This window comes from Paraburkholderia caffeinilytica (assembly GCF_003368325.1).
Taxonomy (GTDB): Bacteria; Pseudomonadota; Gammaproteobacteria; order Burkholderiales; family Burkholderiaceae; genus Paraburkholderia; species Paraburkholderia caffeinilytica.
Genome location: NZ_CP031466.1, coordinates 2,590,344 through 2,613,523, shown reverse-complemented (window position 1 = coordinate 2,613,523; position 23,180 = coordinate 2,590,344). Strand labels below are relative to the sequence as shown.

19 protein-coding genes are annotated in these 23,180 nt (G+C 63.1%); 11 read left to right on the top strand and 8 right to left on the bottom strand.

The annotated features are described in order from the left end of the window. Positions 1-104: 104 nt before the first annotated feature. The 8 genes from DSC91_RS11640 to DSC91_RS11605 form a co-directional block, all read right to left on the bottom strand. Positions 105-1,049 (bottom strand): NAD-dependent epimerase/dehydratase family protein, encoded by a 945-nt coding sequence (locus DSC91_RS11640; protein ID WP_115778267.1) that lies wholly within the window; start codon positions 1,047-1,049, stop codon positions 105-107. Continuing rightward, on the bottom strand, positions 1,046-2,905 hold the full coding sequence (locus tag DSC91_RS11635; RefSeq protein ID WP_115778266.1) for a phytoene desaturase family protein: 1,860 nt from the start codon (positions 2,903-2,905) through the stop codon (positions 1,046-1,048). Before DSC91_RS11635 ends, DSC91_RS11640 begins: the two co-directional genes overlap by 4 nt. After that, on the bottom strand, positions 2,902-3,912 hold the full coding sequence (locus DSC91_RS11630) for a fumarylacetoacetate hydrolase family protein (RefSeq protein ID WP_115778265.1): 1,011 nt from the start codon (positions 3,910-3,912) through the stop codon (positions 2,902-2,904). The genes DSC91_RS11635 and DSC91_RS11630 overlap by 4 nt, the downstream gene beginning before the upstream one ends. Before the next feature lie 87 nt (positions 3,913-3,999). Beyond that, positions 4,000-4,761, bottom strand: a complete 762-nt coding sequence (locus DSC91_RS11625) for an SDR family NAD(P)-dependent oxidoreductase (protein WP_115778264.1) — start codon at positions 4,759-4,761, stop codon at positions 4,000-4,002. 2 nt (positions 4,762-4,763) lie between these two features. After that, positions 4,764-6,047: a histidinol dehydrogenase gene (gene hisD, locus DSC91_RS11620; protein WP_115778263.1), complete on the bottom strand. Its 1,284-nt coding sequence runs from the start codon at positions 6,045-6,047 to the stop codon at positions 4,764-4,766. A 53-nt stretch (positions 6,048-6,100) separates the two neighbouring features. After that, entirely contained in the window at positions 6,101-6,409 is a 309-nt protein-coding gene (locus tag DSC91_RS11615) for an antibiotic biosynthesis monooxygenase family protein (protein ID WP_115778262.1), read from the bottom strand. After that, positions 6,406-7,434, bottom strand: coding sequence for an SMP-30/gluconolactonase/LRE family protein (locus DSC91_RS11610; RefSeq protein ID WP_115778261.1), 1,029 nt, complete (start codon positions 7,432-7,434; stop codon positions 6,406-6,408). Before DSC91_RS11610 ends, DSC91_RS11615 begins: the two co-directional genes overlap by 4 nt. Positions 7,435-7,507: 73 nt before the next feature. Continuing rightward, the gene (locus tag DSC91_RS11605; RefSeq protein WP_175172010.1) at positions 7,508-8,026 is read right to left on the bottom strand and encodes a VOC family protein; all 519 of its coding nucleotides are present in this window, start codon (positions 8,024-8,026) and stop codon (positions 7,508-7,510) included. Between the two features lie 172 nt (positions 8,027-8,198). Between DSC91_RS11605 and DSC91_RS11600 the strand changes: the two genes are divergently transcribed. The 11 genes from DSC91_RS11600 to DSC91_RS11550 all read left to right on the top strand — a co-directional run bounded on the left by DSC91_RS11600 (position 8,199) and on the right by DSC91_RS11550 (position 23,176). Beyond that, positions 8,199-9,131 (top strand): LysR family transcriptional regulator, encoded by a 933-nt coding sequence (locus DSC91_RS11600; RefSeq protein WP_115778260.1) that lies wholly within the window; start codon positions 8,199-8,201, stop codon positions 9,129-9,131. Between the two features lie 182 nt (positions 9,132-9,313). After that, positions 9,314-10,543 (top strand): MFS transporter, encoded by a 1,230-nt coding sequence (locus tag DSC91_RS11595; protein WP_162831374.1) that lies wholly within the window; start codon positions 9,314-9,316, stop codon positions 10,541-10,543. A gap of 18 nt (positions 10,544-10,561) precedes the next feature. After that, entirely contained in the window at positions 10,562-11,368 is an 807-nt protein-coding gene (locus DSC91_RS11590) for an SDR family NAD(P)-dependent oxidoreductase (protein ID WP_115778258.1), read from the top strand. A 104-nt stretch (positions 11,369-11,472) separates the two neighbouring features. Next, entirely contained in the window at positions 11,473-13,125 is a 1,653-nt protein-coding gene (locus DSC91_RS11585; RefSeq protein WP_115778257.1) for a carbohydrate porin, read from the top strand. Between the two features lie 364 nt (positions 13,126-13,489). Continuing rightward, positions 13,490-14,911 (top strand): aspartate ammonia-lyase, encoded by a 1,422-nt coding sequence (aspA, locus tag DSC91_RS11580; protein WP_115778256.1) that lies wholly within the window; start codon positions 13,490-13,492, stop codon positions 14,909-14,911. 137 nt (positions 14,912-15,048) lie between these two features. Next, a complete protein-coding gene (locus DSC91_RS11575) occupies positions 15,049-16,659 on the top strand; it encodes an ATP-dependent acyl-CoA ligase (protein ID WP_115779800.1) in 1,611 nt (536 codons plus the stop codon). A 145-nt stretch (positions 16,660-16,804) separates the two neighbouring features. Further along, on the top strand, positions 16,805-18,130 hold the full coding sequence (locus tag DSC91_RS11570; RefSeq protein WP_115778255.1) for an MFS transporter: 1,326 nt from the start codon (positions 16,805-16,807) through the stop codon (positions 18,128-18,130). 14 nt (positions 18,131-18,144) lie between these two features. After that, positions 18,145-19,311 (top strand): thiolase family protein, encoded by a 1,167-nt coding sequence (locus DSC91_RS11565; RefSeq protein ID WP_115778254.1) that lies wholly within the window; start codon positions 18,145-18,147, stop codon positions 19,309-19,311. After that, positions 19,308-19,610 carry a Zn-ribbon domain-containing OB-fold protein gene (locus tag DSC91_RS11560; RefSeq protein ID WP_115778253.1) on the top strand — a complete coding sequence of 101 codons (303 nt, stop codon included), beginning with the start codon at positions 19,308-19,310 and terminating at the stop codon, positions 19,608-19,610. The genes DSC91_RS11565 and DSC91_RS11560 overlap by 4 nt, the downstream gene beginning before the upstream one ends. Before the next feature lie 237 nt (positions 19,611-19,847). Next, positions 19,848-20,756 carry a LysR family transcriptional regulator gene (locus DSC91_RS11555; RefSeq protein ID WP_115778252.1) on the top strand — a complete coding sequence of 303 codons (909 nt, stop codon included), beginning with the start codon at positions 19,848-19,850 and terminating at the stop codon, positions 20,754-20,756. A gap of 209 nt (positions 20,757-20,965) precedes the next feature. Continuing rightward, on the top strand, positions 20,966-23,176 hold the full coding sequence (locus DSC91_RS11550) for a thiamine pyrophosphate-dependent enzyme (protein WP_115778251.1): 2,211 nt from the start codon (positions 20,966-20,968) through the stop codon (positions 23,174-23,176). Positions 23,177-23,180: the final 4 nt, after the last annotated feature.

Below are 23,180 nucleotides of genomic sequence, written 5' to 3'. Positions count from 1 at the left end.
CCCGAGGGAGGCATCGGCCCCCTCGGGGGGCAGTGAACGATAGTGAGCGTGGGGGTAGTTCATGAGAGGGTTCCTTTGTGATGGGTCAGCGTGAGGCCCAGCGGTCAGTCCGCCATCGCTCGCGTGATGAGTTGATCGACGCTGCCGTCGTGGCGCAATCCGAGACGCTCCGCTTCGGGCGTCAAGAGAGGCGGATAGGTTGCGAAGAGCCGCTCGATGAAGGGATCGGGTGCGTAGGTCACGAGCGTCTTGCGGTCGGTGCCGAAGCGCGCGGCCAGCGCCTCGACAACCTCGCCCACGGTGAGACGCAGCACCGGCATCTGATAGCTGCGGCGCGCGTTGAAGCGGTCGGGGTCGACCGTGGCCGCGTGCAGCAGGTTGTCGACGCAGGTGCTCACGGAAATCCACCAGGCCACGCCTTCTGCTGAAACCGGCACGGTGAGCGGGACACTCGCGGCCAGTTTCCAGAACAGCAGGCTCATGAATGCGGACATCATGCCGGTGCCGTCGCCCGGTCGCGCGACGACCCCAGGCAGACGCAGCGAGCAGCCCTGCACCCAGCCGAGGCGCGACGCATCGGCGACGAGCGCTTCACCCATCAGCTTGTGCGCGCCGTAGCTCAACGCGGGTGCGGGCAGGGTCTGTTCGTCGACTGTGGCGGGCAACTGCTCGCCATAGACCGCGACTGTGCTGGCGAAAACAAAGCGGGGTGCGCGTGCCTGGTCGCGCAGATCTTCCAGCAGCCCGAGCGTCGCATCGAGGTTGATCGAGCGGCCGAGCGCGTAGTTCTTCTCCGCGGCACCGCCTGGGATGCTCGCCAGGTGGAATACGGCATCGACAGGGGATGCGTAAGCGCTCGCGCGAACGGCAGCGTCCGCGATACTGCCCGCCAGTTGCATGACGCGTGAATCCGCGGGCGGGGCATCGAAGCCGACGTCCATCAGCGTCAACCGCGAGACCGGCTTGCCGCCCAGACCCTCCGACAGCAGGCGCCTGACCAGCACTTGCCCGACGAAGCCTTGCGCTCCAGTGACGACAACATGCGTCATTTGGCGCCTCCCTTGCGGAACGGCAGCGAGGCGAGGAACGCGAGACGCGACGCCCCGAGCATCTTCAGCCCGGCCCGCGCCGATGAGGCATCGAGGCGAGCCTCCATCGGCATCGTGCCGAAGCTCTTGCCCTTGATGACGAGCTCGTCACCGACGCGTTCGAGCGACTCGACGTGCATCAGCTCTTCATCGGCGGGACCGCGCAGCACCATGCCGGCCTTCTTCGCGGCTGCCGCGGTGGCGGGCACACCCGTGTCCTGCCGTGCGCCTGCCGCGACGCTGCCGAAGTCCATGCCGAGCTGTTCGAACATCCGGATTGCCGTGGCGCGGCCTGCGCCATAGACGCCGCCGCCGGGGTGCTGAAACGGGCCCGCGAGGTACAGCCGTTCCACGCCCGGCACCGTGAACTGGCCCAGATCGGGCGTCGGGCGATGCCCGGCGCTCTGGTAAAAATACGGTGCGACACCGTGTAGATCGCCACGCATCATGCTATTCGGGCTGGAGCGTTCGAGGTCCACCGGGCTGACGATGCTACGGGCAACGATGTTGTCGCTCGTCAGGTTCGACACGAACTTGCGATAGTGCGCGAGCGACAGATCGCCGATCTCTTCCTTGAATTCGTCCCAGTGCCGGCCTGCCCAGCGCTTGTCCTTAACGTTGTACGGCGCGAACGCGATGCCGTGGAACATACCGGCGCCAGCCGGTACGCGGGTCTTGTCGCCAATGCTTTCGTCGCCGCCGGCGCACAGGCGGCGCTCGGTAATCAGGCCGCGCTTCAGATCGTCGAAGTCGGCCAGCATCTCGTCGAGACTGTCGGTGGCCATGAATTCGAGCATCGTCGCGTAGCCCACGTCTTCGCCCGCGTAGTAGCGTGCGTTCTCCTTCAGGTCGTAGTGGCTGACCATGATCGAGAAGGGGGCGAGCGTCGCGCGTTCGGCGCGCTGCAGAACAGGTTCGGGCACACCTTCTACGAACTTGCGGATCACATGCGGATGGATCGCGCCGATCACCGCGTCTTTCGCGACGATCTGCTCGCCGCTCGCCAGCTGCACGCCCGTGGCGCGGCCCGCGCTCGTGAGGATCTTCGCGACTTCGGCGTTACAGCGCACTTCGCCGCCATACGATTCGATGCAGCGCACGAGCGATTCGGTCAACTTGCCGCTGCCGCCGACGGGCTGCGACACGCCATAGGTGTGGATGATGCCCGGCATGAGGAGCACGCCCATGCCGGTGCCGAGTTCATTGGGCGCCTGCAGGTTTTCGCTGACGAGCCGCAGCAGGTGAATCTTGATCTTGTCGCTTTCATAGAGCTGGTTCACGAGATCGAGGCAATCCCGGTTCATGTAATCCAGCATCAGCCGCCCTTCGTCGCTGCGATCGAGCATGGCGACGAGTTCGCCAAGCGGCGGCGGAGGCGCGTACAGCCCCGGCATGAAGACCTGCAGGATCTGCTGGCTCATCTTGACGAAGTTGCGATAGGTCTCCGCATCCTTCGGCGAGACTTTGGCGAAGCACTCGCAGGTCTTGTCGATGTCCTTGTAAGTGAAGAGCACCGACTGGTCGGGAAAGATCGTTGCGTGCGGCACCGGCGAGTAGTGATAGTTCAGGCCGTGTTTCGAGAGCAGCCCGAGTTCGTCCTGGCGCAGCATCGGGTTGCCCTGGATCATGATGTGCACGCTCGAGTGCTCGTCATGCCAATAGCCCGGCGTGTTCAGTTCGCGCGTGCTGACGCCGCCGCCTGGCCACGCCTTGCGTTCGAGCACGAGCACTTTCTTGCCCGCCTTCGCGAGATAGGCTGCGGCGACGAGACCGTTATGGCCCGCGCCCATTGCAACGATGTCGTAGGTCTGGTTCATGGGCGTGCTCCTGCTTCCGCTCCTGCCTGCACTGCCTGTACGAAGCGATGATCGATCGCCCCGAACACCGACTGGCCGTCACGGTCCAGCATTTCGAAGCGCAGACGCTCGCCGAAGCGTAGCCACGGCGTCGACGATTCACCTGTTTCGATCGCCTCGATCGCGCGTTGTTCGGCAAGGCATGCAGAGCCGGTGCTGCGGTAGTCGAGGTTCGAAAAAGTCCCGGAGCCGAGAATCATGCCGGCGCGCAGGTTGCGGTTGTAGGTCATGTATTCGATCAGTTCATGAAAGCCGAAGCTCATTTCGCGGCCGTTCGGGTGACCGAACAGTTCGCCGTTGCGATGAACATTCATGTCGAGATGCACGCGGCCGTCCTGCCACGCATCGCCGAGTTCGTCCGGTGTGACCGCAACGGGCGCGAAGGCCGTCGCCGGCTTCGCGAGGATGAAACCGAAGCCCATCCCGAGTTCGCGGAACAGGTGCTTGCGCATGCTGACGTCGTTGAAGAGGACGAGGAGCCGCACGTGCGCCAACGCATCGCTTGCGCGCGTGCCGATCGGGGCGTCGCCCAATACGACGCCGACCTCGCCTTCGAAGTCGCAATTGTCGGCTTCGTCGGGGAACGGATAATCGTCGTGCGGTCCGGTGAAATCGTCGCCCTGGCGCTGGATCAGGATCGGAACCGATGCGTCGGATTTCTTCTCCGGGTGATAGGCCTGCGTCATGATCCGGCCGTGGTTCAGGAACGCCGATGCGTCGACGAACTGATGGGTGCGGGGCAGCGGGGCGGTGCACGCGTGCGGGTCGAAGCTGAACGCTTCCGGTGCGCGGTCGCGGTTTAGCGCGTCGTACAGCGCGGACAATGCAGGCCGGGTGCGCTCCCAGTCGTCCAGCGCGGCACGCAGATTCGGCGCGATGGCGCCGGCGCCGACCGCGTGACGCAGATCGCGCGACACGACGATCAGCACTCCGTCGGGATGTTTGCCTCTAAGCGATGCGAGTTTCATGCTGCCTGTCTCCTTTGTCCCATGCACAGCGGTCGACAGGAGTTAGCGCCTACTCTGATTCCATGGCGCTTACTCCAGTCCCACGTGTTATCTAAGCGGACGGCCGCCGTCGACGGGCAGCACACATCCGGTGGTAAAGCGCAGATCGCGTACCGCGGCGAGCACGGCAAGCGCGATCTCTTCAGGCTGCGCCAGGCGGCCGAGCGGGGTGCGGCTTGCCTGTTCGTCGCGCCAGGTCTGGTCCATCGACTTGACGAATTCGGTATCGACGAGACCTGGCGAAACCGACACGACGCGGATCGCCGGGGAAAGTGCCCGCGCGAGCGACCTGGTCAGGTTGTCGAGCGCGGCTTTCGACGCGCAGTAGATCACGTTGCTGCCCATCGCGGTCTGCGCGGCGATCGACGAGATGTTGACCACCACGCCGCCGCCCGGCAGTTCGCTGCGCTTGAGCAGACGCGCCAACGCGCGCACCATCGCGAAGGGACCGCGCACGTTGGTGGCGAGCACGTCGTCGATCAACCCGTCGTCGAGACCATCGAGGTCGTCGTGCGCGACGAAGCGGGTGGTGCCGGCACAGTTCACCAGCACGTCGCACCGTCCGTAGCGCGACTCGATGTCGCCAGCGAGACGGGCGAGGGCCGCACTGTCGGTGACGGGCGCCGCCAGCGCGCAGTGCCCGGTTCCGGTCAGTTGCTCGACCAGCCCGTTTGCCATGCCGGCCGAGCTGCGATAGCCGGCGGCGACGCGAAAGCCCGCCTGCGCCAGTGTGTGGCAGATCTGCGCGCCAAGACCGCCGGTCGCGCCCGTGACGACAGCAACCGGGCGTGCATCGGGAGCGGTTGTCATAGTTAGCCCTGCTTGCCGAGGCGCCGCACACGAATGTCGGCCTGCTCCTTGTGGCCGGAGAAGTGTTCGAGCGCGCAGAGCCGCGAGCAGACCTCGCCGATCTTCACAGACGCTTCATCGGTCAGGATGCGCTGGTAGCTGTGCGTCTTGATGAACTTGCCGACCCACAGGCCGCCGGTGTAACGGCCCGCGCCCATCGTCGGCAGCGTGTGGTTCGTGCCGATCACCTTGTCGCCGTACGAGACGTTGGTGCGATGACCGAGGAACAGCGCGCCGTAGTTGGTCATGCGATGCAGGAACCAGTCGGGGTCTCGCGTCATCACCTGTACGTGCTCGGAGCACAGGCGTTCGGCTTCCTGCAGCATTTCTTCATCCGTGTCGCACAGAATGATTTCGCCATAGTCGCGCCATGCGATGCTGGCGACCGGTGCCGTGTCGAGGCGGCCGAGCACGGTTTCGATCGCAGCCGGCAGTTCCGCGGCGATCTTCTTGCTGGTGGTAATGCAGTAAGCCGGCGAGGTCGGGCCGTGTTCCGCCTGGCCGAGCAGATCGACGGCGACCAGTTCCGCGTCGACCGAATCGTCGCAGATCACGAGTGTTTCGGTTGGGCCGGCGAACAGATCGATACCGACGCGGCCGTACAACTGACGCTTGGCCTCCGCGACAAACGCGTTGCCAGGACCCACGATCATGTCGACCGGCGCGATGTTTTCCGTGCCGATGGCCATGGCCGCGACACCTTGCACGCCACCCATCACATAGATCTCGTCGGCGCCCGCGAGCGCCATCGCGGCGATGATTTCCGGCGAAGGCTTGCCGTCGAACGGCGGCGCGCAGGCGATGACGCGCTTCACGCCGGCGACCTTCGCGGTCAGTACGCTCATATGCGCCGACGCGAGCAGCGGATACTTGCCGCCGGGAATGTAGCAGCCCACTGAATTGACGGGGATGTTCCTATGGCCCAGCACGACGCCCGGCAGCGTTTCGACTTCGACGTCGCGCAGCGACATCAACTGGATCTGCGCGAAGCGGCGGATCTGGGCCTGCGCGAACTTGATGTCCTCAATGGCCTGCGGGCTGAGCGAATCGATGCAGGCCTGGATTTCTTCAGCGGAAAGCCGCAGCGAGGGCGGATTCCATTTGTCGAAACGTTCCGAGTATTCGCGCACGGCGGCTTCGCCGCGCTGTTCGATGTCGGCGATGATCTTTTCGACCGTCGCGCGCACTTGCGCCTGGTTGTCTGCTTTCACCTGGGCGCTCTGGCCGGCCTTGATGTACTCGATCATGTCGGTTTCCCAATCGGTTAGGAGGTAGAGGGGAGCGGCGTTGGCCGCGAGTTCTAGCGTGCTGCGCGGTTCGCGAACACGAGCTGATAGTGCGCGGCGCTGGGCGGCGCGGCAAAAAACGGCTGAAGCAGCGCGCGCCATTCACCGAAGCTAGGCGACTCGCGAAAGCCCTGCGTATGATCTTCAACCGTGTTCCAGTGGACTAGCAGCCGGTATTCGCAGCCATCCTCGATGCAGCGATGCAATTCGTGATCGAGGTAGCCGGGCATGCTGGCGAGAATGGATTGCGCGGTGGCAAACGCGGTTTCGAAGCCGGTGTCGCCGCCGGGCAGGATGCGGAAATGGGCGAGTTCGAGAATCATGCCGTTCTCCAGTGCGCGAGCGGCAAACCGGCGACGGGCGAGCGGAAACTGGCAAGCGTCGTGCCGGCGAGACTGCCCAGATAGACCGTGCGCAGATCGGGACCGCCAAACGTGATGCTGGCCATCATCGGTGCGAGCGTGCCGCGGCAGGCGCCCATCAATTCGGGTGTTGTCGTGCCCTGCGCGTAGTGCTCTTCATAGCGGGCGAACGCTTCGGGATTGCCGTCATCGAGCAGCGTCAGCACGTCGCCTTCGGGCGTCAGCGCGATCAGCTTTTCGTTGAGGATCAGCGTGATCCAGAGATTGCCATGCGCATCGAAAGCGAAGCCGTCAGGAAAGCCGCCCAGATCGTGCGGGCCGTAAATTTCGCGGCTGTTCAGCGAGCCGTCCCCGCCGACGCGCAGCCGCGAGATGCGGCGTGCGTTCGTCTCCACCACATAGAGCCATTCTTCTTTTGCATCGAGGCGGATTTCATTGGTGCCGACAAAGCCATCGGCGACGATGCGTATGCCGCTTTCGTCGATCAGGCCGACGTAGCCGTCAGCGGTCTTTTCGTTGATCGAGCGGGTCCACGGTACCTGGCGGGTCGTGACCGTGAACCAGATGCGGCCTTTCGAATCGGTCAGGACGAAGTTGGTCTTGCCGAGCGGCGCGCCGTCGATGCTGTCGTACAGCGTGCGCGATGCGCCCTCGCGCGTCATCAGTTCGATCGCGTCGGTGCCGAAGTTGGCGATCACGATGTTGCCTTCGCGGTCGAATGCGAGTCCGTTGGGCAAAGTCTTGCCATTCACGAGCTGTTCGGCGTCGTTCGCGGCAGGCGCGCTAGCGGAATCGCTCTGCTGCGCAATCAGTGTCTGCATGCCGTCGGCATCGATACGCATGACGCCGCCGCGTGCATCCGCGGTCCATAGCGTGCCGTCGGGCTCGGCGAGAATGCATTCGGGGCGCAGCAGATCGCGGCCGACCATGCGGATCGCGTCGCGGTTCACCTGCCAGCCGCTCAAGGGATTGGATGATGAAGTCATTGAAGAATGGCGTGTGATGGATTGATCCGGTCGAGGCGCAGCGCGGTGTGTCGTGCGTGTCGCATGAAGCCTGTTAAGAAGCGCTGCGGTCAGCGGCAAAGGGTTCGAGCAGTTCGATCAGGTTGCCGCACACGTCGCGAATGAACGCGGTCGGATTGCCGTCGACCACCAGTTCGAACGCGATGTCGGCGCCCTGAGCGCGCAACGCGGCAACCGCTTGCGGCACATCCGGCACTTCGAAGCACATGTGCTTGTTGCCATGCGTGCGCAGATCGAGATTCGGCACCCGGCGTGTTTCCGGCAGCGGAGCCGCGCCCGGAACCTCGAAGATTTCGATCCGATAGCTGTCCCGGCGCACGAAAGCGATCCGCGCGGGAATCTTGTCGATCGTCATGCGCGATTCGAGCGTGAAGCCGAGCATGCGCCCGTACCAGTCGATCGCGGCGTCGAGATCGGGCACGCTGATACCGAAATGATGAGGGCGAAGCACGGGCAAAAGCGGCGTGCCTGTCCGCGGTTCATCCGGCGCGCTGGCGCGTCCGGCGTCTTCGGCCGGCGCGCGTTGAGGCAGCGTCAAGGGCGCTGTCGTCATGGTTCATGTCTCCTTCACTGATCCGATGCAAAGCCGTTGCTCGCGTCCGGCTCGGCGCCGGGCGGATGCTCATTGGTATGGTCGTACTGTAGAGCGGTTGATCTATCGAGACCATCAATTCCTAGTGGAAACACGCATTGATCGTATCGGATGATTGCTCGATAGTGCCGCCATGAGACTGGGTCACTTCGACATGAATCTGCTGGTCGCGCTCGACGCGCTGCTCGACACGCGCAGTGTCACGCGTGCGAGCGAGCGCCTGCATATCGGTGCGTCCGCGACGAGCAGCGCGCTTGGGCGGCTGCGGGAATATTTCGGCGACGAACTGTTGATGCAGGTGGGGCGGCGCATGGAATTGACGCCGCTTGGGCGCAGCCTCGCGCAACCCGTGCGAGAGATTCTGCTCACCGTGCAATCCACGGTGGTGGCGCGGCTCGAGTTCGATCCCGCGCAGGCACGCCGCAACTTCGTGATCCGCGCGTCCGACTATCTGACCACGGTGCTGCTGATCGACGTGGTGCAGCGGCTGCAGCGCGAGGCGCCGGGCATTACGCTGCATATCGCCAACATGGCCGACGATGTGCCGGACCGGCTCGATCGCGGCGAAGTCGATTTCGTCATTTATCCGAGCGTGTCGGTCAATCCGGCGCACCCGTCGCAGACGCTGTTCGAGGAGACATACAGTTGCGTCGTGTGGACCGGCAACACGCTCGTCGGCGAAGCCCTGAGCCTCGAACAGTACCGGCAGATGGGGCACGTCGCGGCGACGTTCGGCGACAGCCGCAGCGTCAGCTTCGAAAGCCTGGTGATGGCCAATCTCGGTGTGTCGCGCTCGATCGAGGTGACCACCACCAATTTCAATACCTTGCCGCAGCTCGTCATCGGGACGACGCGCATCGCGACGGTTCATAACCGGCTCGCCCAGATCTACGCGCATTACCTTCCCTTACGCCTGTTGCCGCTGCCGATGGATTTTCCGCCGCTGGTCGAGGTGATGCAGTGGCATGCGATCAACAACAGCGATCCTGCTCACGTCTGGATGCGCCGCGTGCTGCTGGAGCAGGCGCAGATGCGCTCGGGCGTACCCGCCGTCAGCCTCACGTGAGCCCAACCTGCGTTGCGTTCGTTTGACGCAGTCAAATGGTCCTATCAACGCAATCTGATTGTGTCGTACGGTGTCTGCCGGAATCATTCGTCTCACACAAACGGGAACCTCGTTGTTCGGGCGGCGTTACAAGCCGCCGGTGGAACGTCTGGGGAATACCCTTTATAAACGGAGACGATGTCATGTATGTTCAGAACAACCGGCGCGATGCCGCGCCGGCCCCTCGCGAAGCAAGCTTCTTTCAGGCGCTGATCCTGCTCAGCACGGTGATCTGCGGAACACTCGCGCCGACCGTGATCGGGCCTGTGCTGCCCGCGATGCAGCGGCATTTCGCGAGCGTGCCGGGGATCGAAACCCTGGTTCCGGTCGTCGTCACGATGCCGATGCTGATACTCGGCGCGCTGGCGATGGCGATCGGCGCCGTCAGCGACCGGGTTGGCCGCAAGCGCGTGCTGGTCAGCGCGCTCGTTCTGTACGCGGTGGCGGGTACCGCGCCGCTTTACCTCGATTCGATCTACGCGATTCTCGCGAGCCGCGCGCTCGTAGGACTTGCCGAGGCGGCAGTGATGACCGTCAGCACCTCCTTCATCGGCGACTATTTCAGCGGCACGCAGCGCGATCGCTATGCGTCGCTGCAGATCACGGTGGCCTCGACATCGGCGTTCATCTTCAACCTGATGGGCGGCGCGCTCGGCGCGTATGGCTGGCGCGTGCCGTTCGTGGCGTACGCGTTGCCACTGCTGCTGGCCCCGCTCGTGCAGATCTTCATCTGGGATACACGTAGTGCATCAGGTACGCCGGCAGCGGGCAGTCAGGTTGCCGCCGGCGAACCGGTATTCAACCCGTTGCTGCTCACGCTGATCTGCGCGATCGCATTCGCGGTCGGGCTTGTGTTCATGGTGGTGCCGGTTCATCTGTCGTTCATGCTGGTCGACCTCGGCACGCGCTCGACCGGTGAGATCGGCTTGGCCTACGCACTGAACAGCGTCGGCATCATCGCCGGTACGCTGGCGTTCGGATGGTTTCTCGCAAGCCGGCTCGCCGTGGTGCAGCAGTTCGCGATCGGCACGCTGGTCTGCGGTTCAGGCTTCCTGATCATGGGCGCCGCGCACGACTTCACGTTGCTGACGCTCGGCGCCGCGATCAACGGCGTGGGCTGTGGCGTGGTGCTGCCCGCACTCGTCAGCTGGGGGTTGCGTTCGCTGCCCTTTGCACGCCGCGGGTTCGGCACGGGCGCATTCACCGCGACCCAGTTCATCGGCTACTTCTGCAGTCCGCTGCTCGTAATGCCGCTAGTCGGTCATTGGGGCTCGCGCTTCGCGGTCATCGAAGGCTGGGGCATCGGACTCCTGCTCATTGCCGCGCTCGCTTTCGCCGGGTCGCTCCGCTCACGCCGCCTGAAGCTTAGCTGATCCGTCGCGAGGTCCGTCATGAAGTCCGTTTTCAAACATGCGCTCCCGGTGCAGGAAGGCCGGCGCCTGCAAGGCAAGGTTGCGGTGGTTACCGGCATCGGAAGCGGAATCGGCCGTGCGTGCGCACTGTTGTTCGCGGCCCAGGGGGCGCGGGTGGTCGGTTGCGATATCGATGCCACGGCCGCCGGCCAGACTGTCGAAGACGCTCGCTCGCAAGGTCTCGCGCTCGACAGCCTGCACCCCTGCGACCTGACCGATCCCGCTGGCGCCGCACGTCTCGTCGACTTCGCGCGAGAAAGACACGGCGGTTTCGATGTGCTCGTCAACGCGGCCGCGTACGGCGCTTTCGCGTGGTTGCAGGAGATGGACTACGAAACGCAATGGCGCCGGACGCTGACCGGCGAACTCGATATCGTCTTCCTGCTGTGCAAGGCCGCGTGGCCTGTGCTGATCGCGCGCGGCGGCGGCTCCGTGATCAACTTCGCATCGGCCAACGCTGCAGTCGCGCTCGAAGGATCGCCCGCGCTTGCTCACTGCGCCGGCAAGGGCGGCGTGCTCGCCATGACGCGCCAGCTCGCGATGGAAGGCGGCCCGCATGGCATCCGCGTGAACAGCATTTCCCCTGCGCTCGTCGAGACCGCGGCCACGCGCGCGCATATGCACGCACAGCCTGAGTTTCTCGAACGTGCGCTCGGCAAGATGATGATCAGGCGCATTGGCCAGCCCGAAGATGTTGCGTGGTGCGCGCTCTTTCTCGCCTCCGATGAGGCCGGCTGGATCACCGCCGCCGACGTCCCGGTAGACGGCGGCGCGACAGCCTGGTAGCGCACCGCCGCCCCTCGCTTTTCCTTTCCATAACACGCTCTTGACCGCGCTCCAGAAAGCGCGGCAGGCACCGCTTTGCCCTTTGAAATCAACAGGAGACAACAATGACATCGAACAGGTTTGGCATCTTCCATCGTCGCACGCCCGTTGCGATGCGCTTGTCGGCCATTGCGCTCGCAGCGATGCTGGCGAGCGGCACGGCTGCCGCGCAAGCAGAACCGGATGCATCGGCCGCGGCCGGAACGGCGCAGCCGGTCGACGCCGTCACGAAAGCCGTCACGAAAAATGTGTCAACTGGTGCCGCGCAGAAAACTGCCGGCGCCGAGCCGGCGGACAAGGCAGCCACGCACGCGTCCGCCGCCGAGCACCCCACCGCTACGACGTCGGCGCCGCTGTCGCTCGCGCAGGGCGGGGCGGCGATCAAGCAGGCTTCCACCGATCGTCCGACCGTGCAGCAGGGCATACCGTCGACCGATCAACTCGGCGTCTCGCATGTCGGCAACGCGGCGCCGGAACCCGCCGAAAGTCCGCGACAAGGGATCCTGTCCGGCGTTGGCGCTACGTTGAACGACTGGGGCTTCACGCCGGTATTCAATCTCGTGCAGATGTACCTGGCCAACCCGAGCGTCGGCCAGCAGACGGGCAATCATGAAGCGTTGACGTTCGTTTCCGTTGGAGGCGACTTCGACTTGCAGAAGATCGCGGGCTTCAACGGTGCAACGATCCACTTCCAGCAACTATTCGTGCCATTCACCACTAACCTTGGATGGGGCAAGCAGGTTGGCGACGTCCTTGCCGGACAGCCTGGCCCGTACGTGCCGAAAGTGTCGCACCTTGCCGTCTTCACCTGGGAGCAGAAGGCATTCAACGACCGGCTCGACGTGGAAGTCGGCAAGAGCAATCCCGGTCTGTACTTCGCGGCGCCCGTCTGCAATCAGGGATTCGGCTGCCAGAGCGCGATACTGCAGGACAACGCCGGAATGAATCCGCCCATCTACTCGAACTGGGGTGGACGTGTGCGCTATAACCTGACTCCCGCGTTGTCCGTGCAGGCGGGGGTGTGGCGTTCGAATCCGGCTTTCCCGTTTACCAACGGCTGGGAATGGACCGACAGCGTACCGGACAGCAACACGTGGCTCGCGAATATCACCTACCGGACGACGTACCAGACCGATCCGTATCCGAAGAGCTATGAGCTGCTGTTCTATCACAACACGGCGACGCAGACCGACCCGTTTACGGTCGCGACGCATAAGGGAACTTCGGGCATGTACGTTGGCGGCAGACAGGTCGTGTACCGGCCGGACGGCGGTAAGAGCGGCGCGAGCGATCCAACTGCATTCTCCGTATTTGGCAGCCTGACGACGAGCTTCGATGCGCACGCGAGCACGGGTCTCGCGATGACAGGCATCGCCGGTGTGATGGTGGAGGCGCCGTTTCGCAGCCGGCCTCACGACAGCTACGCATTGAGCTTCAACTGGGCGACCCTTACTCCGAACGAGCAGAACTACCTGAAGCAGCAGAATCTGGCCGCGGGCGGCACGGGCTATACGGTCGGGCGCACCCAATTCGGGCTCAAGCTCGACGCGAACATCGCAGTTACCCGCAGCATCATCCTGAGCCCCTATGTGATGCGGACGTGGAACACGAACACGTGGGGCAATCCTGCGTTCACCGGCACGCCCAAGAATGGGTTCGTCGCCGGCGTTCTCGCGAGTGTTTTCTTCGACAAGATGCTGGGGCTGACCGATCATTGATCCGTCACGCGCTTCGCGGCGCGGATTGCCGATGGCATGAGTCACGCGCCGCGAATGAGCCATAGCCCTTGGGAGGCGCAATCCGCACAGGGTAAATGGCGTTGACGCCTGATTATGCAAAAAATGCATGATGGAATGTTGCACTAGCATCACCTTTCTTTTGCGCTACCCGTACTATTCGACCTGACTCGACAGCGGTACGAAAGAAGCAGGGCGATTCACGTTATCCGACCACTTTCGAGCGTTTTGAGCGACTGCCACGGTAGCCTGGTGAAACGGGTAATTCGACGCTATATGGTTCAGCAGGGTGACGGTGCGATAGTCAATGTATTTATCAGGAAGCCAAAGTTAAAGGAATAATTCCATGCATGCGACCACGCGTATCGAACACGATTTACTCGGCGACCTTGCCGTGCCTGACGATGCCTTGTATGGGGTGCACACGCTGCGCGCCGTGACGAACTTCCCGATCACCGGAATTCCAATCTCGACCTATCCGGATCTCGTCAACGCACTCGCGAGTGTCAAGGAAGCTGCGGCGCTCACGAATAACGAACTGGGGCTGCTCGATGACAAAAAGACCGAGGCCATCGTACACGCCTGCCGGCAGGTTCGCTCGGGCGCCGCGCGCGAGCACTTCGTGGTTGACGTGATTCAGGGCGGAGCGGGCACGTCGACCAACATGAATGCGAACGAGGTGATCGCCAACCTGGCGCTTGAGCATCTCGGCTGTCGGCGCGGTGACTACGCGGTGCTGCACCCGAATGAAGATGTCAACCTTGGTCAGAGTACCAATGATGTGTATCCCACCGCGCTGAAGATCGCGACCTACATGGGCATTGCGCAGCTAGTGGATGCAATGGGCGTATTGCGCGCCTCGTTTGAGCGCAAGGCGGAAGAGTTCAGGGACGTCCTCAAGATGGGACGCACGCAGTTGCAGGATGCCGTGCCGATGACGCTCGGTCAGGAGTTCGGTACGTTCGCCGTGATGCTTGGCGAGGACGAGGAGCGGCTGCGGGAGGCATCGAAGCTGATCTGCGAGATCAATCTTGGCGCGACGGCGATTGGGACCGGCATCAACACGTCGCCTGACTACGCACCGCTAGCTTGCCGGCATCTCGCCGCGATCACCGGCATTGCGCTTACCACGTCGCCGAATCTCGTCGAAGCGACCCAGGATGTCGGCTCGTTCGTGCAGCTTTCAGGCGTGCTGAAGCGCGTCGCGGTGAAGCTTTCGAAGACATGCAACGACCTTCGTCTGCTGTCGAGCGGGCCGCGTGCAGGGTTCGGCGAAATCAACTTGCCGCCGATGCAGGCGGGCTCAAGCATTATGCCGGGGAAGGTCAATCCCGTGATTCCGGAGGTCGTCAATCAGATCGCTTTTGAGGTGATCGGCAACGACGTGACAGTGAGTTTCGCCGCTGAAGCCGGCCAGCTTCAGCTTAATGCGTTCGAGCCGATCATCGCTCACAGTCTGTTCAAGAGTGTTTCGCACTTGCGAGCGGGCTGCCTGACGCTCGCGTCGAAGTGCGTCGACGGCATCACGGCGAATCGCGAGCGGCTGCGTTCGCTTGTGGAGAATTCGATCGGTATTGTGACGGCGCTCAATCCATACATCGGTTACGTCAACGCAACGCAGGTTGCGCAGGAAGCGCTAGTGTCCGGTCGCGGCGTCGCGGAGATTGTGATCGAGAGAGGTTTGCTGACTCAAGCGCAGATCGATGAAATCCTGCAACCCGAAATGCTGACACAGCCGAGGCCGGGGCTCGCATTCGGCGATCGGTGAGCGGTGCTGAAAAGTGCGGCTGCAAAATCCGCCAGATTGATAGCTAGAGCAAAATTGATGAATTTGACACATGTCCGCCGCGAAACCTAGACTCGTCTGCATACATTTCAGGCGGGGACGACATGGGCAACATCCACATGCCAGCTGTGGTCTGCAGCCAGGCGCCGGGGCGTAGTGCCACGAAACTCACGTTGCCGGAAATGCTGGCCGCTCGTGCGGCCCGAAACCCGCACGCCGCGCTTTTCTCGGATCGCCTGGCGCAATGGACCGGCGCCGAGGCGCTCGACATCGCTGCGCGCCGTGCGGGTTCGCTCGCTGCTCAAGGCGTGGGACGCGGCGACCGGGTGGCGCTGCTTTGCACGAATCGCAGCGAGTTCATGGAGATCATTCTGGGGTGCGCGTGGCTCGGTGCGATCGCGGTTCCGATCAATACGGCTTCGCGCGGCTTGCAACTCGAGCACATTCTGCGCAACTCCGGCGCACGACTGGTCATTGCCGAAGCCCATCTCGTCGATGCCGTTTATGCACTCGATCCCGGCGGGCTGGCAGTCGAATCAGTATGGCTGATTGGGCAGAAGCAAGGCGCTGCACCGGCGCACAGCGTTCGGTCCGTGCCGCTGCCGCCGCGGGGCGAACCGGTCGCAGCCGCGGGGTTGGCCGATAGCGATCCGCTCGCGATTCTGTACACGTCCGGGACGTCTGGGTTGTCAAAAGGGGTGATCTGCTCACACGCGCAGTTCTATTGGTGGGGCAGGCATACGGCTGATTATCTCGGCGTCACGGCCGGCGACGTCCTCTACACCTGTCTGCCGCTCTTCCACACGAACGCGCTGAACTTCTTCTTTCAGGCTCTCACGTGCGATGCCGAGCTGGTTGTCGATCGCCGCTTTTCGGCGAGCGGCTTCTTCGACGCGCTGGTTGCGACCAAGGCGACTATCACGTCCGTGCTGGGCGCGATGGTGCCGATTCTGCTAGGCCGCGCCGCGTCGCCGAACGAACGCGCACACAGGGTGCGCATTGCGCTGGCGCCGGGCGTGCCGGGTCAGTTCCAGCATGAATTCACCGAGCGTTGTGGAATTGCGTTGCTCGACGGCTACGGTTCGACGGAAACGAACTTCGTGATCGGCGCCCACATCGACGCACAGCGTCCCGGCTTTATGGGCAAGCTGACGGAGGGATTCGATGCGCGCGTCGTCGACGGGTACGACCATCCCGTCCCGGATGGCGAAGCCGGCGAGCTTATTGTCCGGGCGGACGAGCCATGCGCGCTCGCAAGCGGCTATTTCGGCATGCCGGAGAAAACCGTCGAAGCATGGCGCAATCTGTGGCTTCACACCGGGGATCGCGTAGTACGCGAAGCCGACGGCTACTACCGCTTCGTCGACCGGCAGAAGGATGCGATCCGGCGGCGCGGAGAAAACATTTCGTCTTACGAAGTCGAGCAGGTTCTGCTGAGCCATCCTTCAGTTGAAATCGCCGCGGTATTCGCCGTGCGCTCCGAACTCGCCGAAGATGAAGTGATGGCGGCACTCGTGCTTTGCGATGAGGCAACGCTGGCGCCACTGGATCTGATCCAGTACTGCGAACCGCGTCTACCGTACTTCGCCGTGCCGCGCTTTCTCGACTTCGTGCGCGCGCTGCCCAGAACGGAAAACGGCAAGATCCAGAAGTACAAACTGCGTGAGGCCGGCGTGACAGAGAGCACGTGGGACCTCGAAAAATCCGGCTACCGGCTCAGGCGTTCGTAGCGGCATAGCGGTGGCGCGCTACCCATCTACGCCATCATCCTGGCGCGCTCGCGCGACGCGAGCCGCGCACGCTGAGCCGTCTTGCAGCCTATAGATCGTCGCACCGATCCAATTTCGTGCCGTATTGCGGCATACCGGAGACAGTATGGCAAGCACGCAAACCTTACCCGCGTCTGGCGTACAAGGTGCCAGCGGTGGGCTCGACCAGAAGTCTTTGCGGCGCATCGTCATGGCATCGGTGGCAGGCAATGCGCTCGAATGGTATGACTTCTTTCTCTACAGTACGGCGGCCGCGCTGGTATTCGGCGAACTGTTTTTTCCGAAAGGCACCGACCCGTTGATCGGGACGCTGGCTGCGTTCGCGGGCTTTGCCGTCGGTTTTGCCGCGCGGCCGTTCGGCGGCTTACTGTTCGGCCACATCGGCGACCGCTACGGACGCAAGGGCGCGCTGGTGTGGACGCTGTCGATCATGGGCGGCGCGACGTTTCTGATCGGCCTGTTGCCGACCTACGGCCAGGCCGGGCTGTGGGCGCCGGCGCTGCTTCTCGTACTGCGCGTGCTGCAAGGTGTCGCGTCAGGCGGCGAATGGGGCGGTGGCGTGTTGATGATCAGCGAGTCGGCACCGCCGGAAAAGCGCGGCATGTACGCATCATGGAGTCAGATCGGCGTGGGTGGCGGCTTTGTGTTGTCGGCCGCGGTTTTCTTTCTCGTGCAAAAGCTGCCACACGACACGTTCATGAGCTGGGGCTGGCGCGTACCGTTTCTGCTATCGATCGCGATCTTCGGCGTCGGCGTCTACATCCGCTCGAGGTTGCCGGAAAGCACTGAATTTGCGAAGGCAGAGGCGGCAGGCAAGACGACCCACACGCCGGTGCTCGAAGCGATCCGCCGCCACCCGAAAGAGCTGTTGATCGCCATGGGCCTGCGCGTTGCCGAGAACGGCGGCTCTTATATCTTTCTGGCCTTCTCGCTTGTGTATGGGAAGTTCATCGGCGTGCCGAGTTCAGTCATGCTCGCGGGGGTGATGGTGTCGATGACCGTCGAGTTGGGCATGATGCTGGTGTGGGGCCGGCTGTCCGATCGCATCGGCCGCAAGCCGGTGTACATGATCGGCGCGGTGGGACTCATCGTCATTGCGCTGCCGTTCTTCTGGCTGATCGATACGAAGGTGCCGGGGCTCATCTGGCTCGCTTTCCTGTTGGCCAATGGCGTGTGCCATGGCGCGATGATCGGAACGCAGCCGAGCCTGATGGGCGAACTGTTCAGCACGGAGGTCCGTTATTCCGGCATGGCGCTGGGCCACGAGATCGCCTCGGTATTCGCGGGCGGCCTCTCGCCGCTGGTGGCCACCGCGCTGCTCGCGAAATACCACGCGGCGTGGCCGGTCGCGCTGATGCTCATGGCGATGGGCGCGATCACTGTCGTGGCGCTTCTCTGTGCGCGGGAAACAGCGCAACGCGCCGCACACTAAAGGGGACATCGACTATGCAGTCACGCGACCATGCGGGGGTGTTGCTCTGCGGCGGAGTGGAAGTTCCGTATCGCCGGCAGGCTCCCGAAGGCACGACCGGCGATCTGCTTGCGCAGGCGTTTTCCGCAGCGCTGGCGCAATCAGGCTTCGCGGCACATGAAGTAGATGGTCTGGGTGTCGCATCGTTCACGCTTGCTCCGGACCACGCGATCGACGTGGCCTGGCGCCTTGGACTTTCGCCGCGCTGGTGCATGGACGACTGTCACGGCGGCGCCAGTGCAATCAACCTGTTGCAGCATGCGGTGCGCGCGATCCAGTGCGGCGACGCCAACGTGATCGTGCTCGTTTCGGGGGACCGCTTCGAACCGGCGGATTTCAAGCAGCTTGTCGATCACTACAACCTGACTACGCGCACCTGGCTGCGCCCGCTCGAAAGTGGGGGGCCGAATGCGCTGTTCGCCATGCTGACGCAGTTGCATGCGCGAAGTTATGGTCTGTCGCGTGCGGATTACGGCGCGCTGTGCGTTGCGCAGCGCGCGTGGGCGTCGCGCAATCCGCAGGCGGTCTACCGCACACCGTTGACCATCGGATCGTATCTGGATGCACCCATCGTCGCCGAACCGCTGGGACGCTTCGACTGCGTGCCTGTCGTTAGTGGCGCAAATGCGGTCGTTCTCGCGCGAGCCGACCTCGCGAAGCACGACCGGAATGTCGCGGTCCGTGCGCTGCGCTGCAGCTATAACCCCGACCACCAGACGGGCGACGGATTGCAGACGTCGCTTGCCGCACTGGCACCGGCCCTGTGGCGCGACGCGGGCATGACGCCCGCCGACATGGATCTCGTGTCCGTGTACGACGACTATCCCGTGATGGCGCTCGTTCAGTTGGCCGACCTGGGCTTCGCGCCGGACGGCGACATGCGCGCGCTGATCGCGCGCATTGCGTCGGAAGCATTGCCGGTCAATACGTCGGGCGGACAGCTCTCGGCCGGCCAGGCGGGTGCTGCCGGCGGAATGCACGGGCTTGTCGAAGCGCTGACACAGTTGCGTGGCGAGGCGGGCGAGCGTCAGCTAGCGGGTGCGCGGCGGGCGCTCGTCAGTGGCTACGGCATGGTCGAGTATCGCTATGGCATGTGTGCGAATGCGGTGGTGCTTGAAGCTGTCGATGGAGGCGCGCAATGAGCATCAACGTTTTCCGCTGTACGCTCTGCGGTACCACGCTATTTCCGGCTCGCTACCTGTGCCCGTCCTGTGGCGGCGCCGAGTGGTCGGTGATCGATGCGGAGGGTGGCACCGTGAGGGCGGCGACTGCGGTCCGGCGTCGAGTGGGTGCGGATAACGGCGGCGACATCCACCTGGCGAGCGTTGCCACAGAAGTCGGGCCGATTGTCGTCGCGCGTCTCGACTCTCCGGTGGAGACCGGCGATGCAGTCAGTCTTGCTCTGGATGCGCAACACCGAATCGTCGCCCGCCGGGGTTGACGTGGCGCCGCGTGGCCGCTTTCGCGGCGGGGCGCGGCGTGACTAGTCACTCGGAATCCGATAGAAATTCTGAGTTTCGCATTGACATGAGCGACGTCGGGCCGGCGCACGCCAGGCCACCATTTTCATTTCGGAATGTCCCCGATCCGGGACTGCGCGGGAGCTGCGCCGGGAGTTCGTAAGAAGTACGGATGCCTATTCGTCACGCCAGTCATCTTTAAGTGCAAGGAATCCATCGTGGTGGACTTCAACGACGTTGACCTGAACCTTCTGCGTGTCTTTCAGGCGATTCTGGAGGAGCGCAGCCTGACGCGTGCCGGGCAGCGGCTGGGTCTGTCGCAGCCTGCGGTCAGTTACTCGCTCGGGAGGCTTCGCTCACTCTTCGATGATCCGCTCTTTGTACGCACTACAGGGGAGATGCTACCCACCCCAACCGCAACGGAACTGGCCGCACCTGTCAACCGGGCGATCTCGTCGCTTCGCGAGGTATTCCGTTATGGCGACCGCTTTGATCCGGGTGCCAGTAGCCGTGAATTTCATCTGTCGATGTCCGACGTCGGCGAGCAGGTTTTTCTGCCGATCTTGTGCACCAGGCTGCAGGAAACCGCGCCGTCCGTCAGGCTCTCGGTGCAGCAGATTCCCATTGCCGACGCTGAAGAGAAGCTGCGGCTTGGACAACTGGATTTTGCAATCGGCAACATGCCGGCGCTCAAGGCGACGACGCAATACGCGCTGCTGTTTCATGAACCGTATGTTTGCATGACGCGCAAGCGCGCAGACCCGCCTGCGCGGCAGATCTCCCGCGAAAAATTTCTTTCTCTGTCGCACGTATCGGTTGGATCGAGTGAGAGCAGCCATCACAACATAGAACACCTGCTGCAGGCGGAAGGTTTACATCGGAGAATCGCGTTACGCGTGCCTCACTTCACGGTTGTCCCGCAGATCATCCGGCGCACGGAATGGATGGTCACGTTGCCGCTGCGGGTTGCACGCCTGTTCAACGAGCGTGGCGAATTTGTTGTTTATCCGCTCCCAGTCCAGATTCCGGAAGTTGAAGTCACCGTGCATTGGCACGACGCATTCGAGTCGGAAGAGGGCAATCGCTGGCTCCGCTCGCTGATTATCGATAGCCTTCACGAAGATTGATTGCGCGCGGCTGTCATAAGCGATTTTATGCGCGGCTCGAATTTGATTGATTGGGCCGACTCTCCGCCGCCACCTATACTGGGCTGCAATGAAAGGCGTGCTTCCGTGTCGATCCATCCACGAGTCTGGATTGACCGGCAGATGAAGGATTGCGCCGAAAGTCCCTGCGGGCATCTGCATTGCATAAATCTGGAAGGTAGAGAGACGCCATGGCCGAGCGGTCGTTTGTCGAAGAGGTGAAGAAGCTGCGTCTGGGCGCAGGCGAACTATTCAGCGGCGAGGGCATTCTGGCTGTGACCAAGGCGCTGCTGGAATCCGGAGTCGCGTACGTGGGCGGATATCAGGGTGCGCCAATTTCGCATCTGATGGACGTGCTGGCGGACGCGCAGGACATCCTCGGCGATCACGGCATCCGCTTCGAGAATAGCGCGAGCGAGGCTACAGCCGCTGCGTCGCTGGCCGCGTCGGTCAACTATCCGTTGCGCGGGGCGGTGACGTTCAAGGCGACAGTCGGCACCAACGTCGCATCCGACGCGCTCGCGAACCTGGCCTCGGGTGGTGTGACGGGCGGCGCGCTCGTCATCGTCGGCGAAGACTACGGCGAAGGTTCATCGATCATGCAGGAGCGCAGTCACGCGTTCGCGATGAAGTCGCAGATCTGGTTGCTGGACCCGCGGCCGAACTTGCCATGCATTGTGCAGGCGGTGAAAGACGGTTTTGATTTGTCGGAGGCGAGCAATACGCCGGTCATGCTGCAACTGCGCATCCGTGCTTGCCATGTGCATGGCCAGTTCATTGCTTCGGACAATCGCCGCGCGGCGTTCTCGATCAAGGATGCACTTGAAAACCCGAGTCGCGACGTCAACCGTATCGTGCTGCCGCCCGCGAGCTTCATGCATGAGCGCGAGAAGATTCATGCGCGCTGGCCGGCCGCGGTCAAGTTCATCGAAGAGCGGCAACTCAACGAGGTCTTCTCGGCGGACACCGGCGAGATCGGCATTGCGATGCAGGGCGGCAGCTACAACACGGTCATGCGTGCGCTGGAACGCCTCGGCCTCGCCGACGTGTACGGCGATTCAGAAATTCCGCTGTATGTGATGAACGTTGCGTATCCGCTCATCGATTCGGAATGGGAGCGTTTTTGCAAAGGCAAGCGCGCCGTGCTGGTGATCGAAGAGGGCCAGCCGAACTTCGTCGAGCAAAATGCGAGTTCGATTCTGCGGCAATGCGGTTCGACCGTGGCGCTGCACGGCAAGGACATGCTGCCGCTTGCCGGCGAGTACAGCACCGCTACGGTTCTCAAGGGCTTGCGCGCATTCTTCGAGCGCTATGGTGTGCTCGAACCGCAACCGGTTTCCCGGAAAGTTATTCCGGTATTGGCCGTCTCTTCCACGCCTGCCGCGATTGCAGGGTCCGCTGATGCGGCTGAAGCCGAATTTGCTCTGCACGAGCCCGTCGCGGCGCTCGACGCCAATGTGCATGCCCGTCCGCCCGGATTCTGCACCGGCTGTCCGGAGCGCCCGATCTTTACGGCGATGAAGCTCGTCGAACGTGAACTCGGCGCGCATCATGTGAGCGCCGATATTGGTTGCCATCTGTTTTCTATCTTGCCTCCGTTCAACCTGGGCGCGACGACCATGGGCTATGGCCTCGGCAGCGCGAGTGCTTCCGCGCTCAACGCGAGCGCTGACAAGCGTGCGATCTCCGTGATGGGGGATGGCGGTTTCTGGCATAACGGACTCACGAGCGGTATCGCGAACGCGGTGTTCAACAGGAGCGACAACCTGACGATCGTGGTCGACAACAGCTACACGTCGGCCACGGGCGGCCAGGACATTCTCTCGTCTACGGCACTCAATCCGACACGCAGCACGGGTCACGAGATCGAGCAGGCGGTGCGCGGAGTCGGCGTGAAGTGGGTGAAGACGGTGCGTCGTACTTATGACCTGAAGACAATGATGGCGACGCTGAAAGAAGCGCTCACCACCAGTTCGAAAGGGCCGAAGGTACTGATCGCGCAGAGCGAATGCATGCTGAACAAGCAGCGACGCGAGAAGCCGAAGACCCGCAAGGCGATTGCCGCGGGCAAGCGCGTCGTGCGCGAGCGCTTCGGTGTCGACCCGGACACCTGTACTGGCGACCACTCATGCATTCGCTTATCCGGCTGTCCGTCGCTGTCGATCAAGCCGAATCCCGATCCGTTGCGTACCGATCCGGTTGCGAGCGTACTCGACAGTTGCGTGGGTTGCGGGCTATGCGGCGAGGTATCGCATGCGGCTGTCTTGTGCCCATCGTTCTATCGCGCCCAGATCGTCAGCAATCCGACGCGCGTCGACAAGCTGCGTCAGCGAGTACGCACTGCGGTGATCGGCTGGTTGCAACGTCGCGATGCTCAGCGTCGCGCACGCTTCGTGTTTTGATTCG

Excerpts from the sequence above, each read along its gene's own strand:
- DSC91_RS11625 (WP_115778264.1), bottom strand. The coding sequence starts at position 4,761 with ATGACAACCGCTCCCGATGCACGCCCGGTTGCTGTCGTCACGGGCGCG.
- DSC91_RS11605 (WP_175172010.1), bottom strand. The coding sequence starts at position 8,026 with ATGACGACAGCGCCCTTGACGCTGCCTCAACGCGCGCCGGCCGAAGAC.
- DSC91_RS11550 (WP_115778251.1), top strand. The coding sequence starts at position 20,966 with ATGGCCGAGCGGTCGTTTGTCGAAGAGGTGAAGAAGCTGCGTCTGGGC.
- DSC91_RS11565 (WP_115778254.1), top strand. The coding sequence starts at position 18,145 with ATGCAGTCACGCGACCATGCGGGGGTGTTGCTCTGCGGCGGAGTGGAA.
- DSC91_RS11630 (WP_115778265.1), bottom strand. The coding sequence starts at position 3,912 with ATGAAACTCGCATCGCTTAGAGGCAAACATCCCGACGGAGTGCTGATC.
- DSC91_RS11570 (WP_115778255.1), top strand. The coding sequence starts at position 16,805 with ATGGCAAGCACGCAAACCTTACCCGCGTCTGGCGTACAAGGTGCCAGC.
- DSC91_RS11635 (WP_115778266.1), bottom strand. The coding sequence starts at position 2,905 with ATGAACCAGACCTACGACATCGTTGCAATGGGCGCGGGCCATAACGGT.
- hisD (WP_115778263.1), bottom strand. The coding sequence starts at position 6,047 with ATGATCGAGTACATCAAGGCCGGCCAGAGCGCCCAGGTGAAAGCAGAC.
- DSC91_RS11640 (WP_115778267.1), bottom strand. The coding sequence starts at position 1,049 with ATGACGCATGTTGTCGTCACTGGAGCGCAAGGCTTCGTCGGGCAAGTG.
- DSC91_RS11610 (WP_115778261.1), bottom strand. The coding sequence starts at position 7,434 with ATGACTTCATCATCCAATCCCTTGAGCGGCTGGCAGGTGAACCGCGAC.
- DSC91_RS11600 (WP_115778260.1), top strand. The coding sequence starts at position 8,199 with ATGAGACTGGGTCACTTCGACATGAATCTGCTGGTCGCGCTCGACGCG.
- DSC91_RS11585 (WP_115778257.1), top strand. The coding sequence starts at position 11,473 with ATGACATCGAACAGGTTTGGCATCTTCCATCGTCGCACGCCCGTTGCG.
- DSC91_RS11590 (WP_115778258.1), top strand. The coding sequence starts at position 10,562 with ATGAAGTCCGTTTTCAAACATGCGCTCCCGGTGCAGGAAGGCCGGCGC.
- DSC91_RS11615 (WP_115778262.1), bottom strand. The coding sequence starts at position 6,409 with ATGATTCTCGAACTCGCCCATTTCCGCATCCTGCCCGGCGGCGACACC.
- DSC91_RS11575 (WP_115779800.1), top strand. The coding sequence starts at position 15,049 with ATGCCAGCTGTGGTCTGCAGCCAGGCGCCGGGGCGTAGTGCCACGAAA.
- aspA (WP_115778256.1), top strand. The coding sequence starts at position 13,490 with ATGCATGCGACCACGCGTATCGAACACGATTTACTCGGCGACCTTGCC.
- DSC91_RS11560 (WP_115778253.1), top strand. The coding sequence starts at position 19,308 with ATGAGCATCAACGTTTTCCGCTGTACGCTCTGCGGTACCACGCTATTT.
- DSC91_RS11595 (WP_162831374.1), top strand. The coding sequence starts at position 9,314 with ATGTATGTTCAGAACAACCGGCGCGATGCCGCGCCGGCCCCTCGCGAA.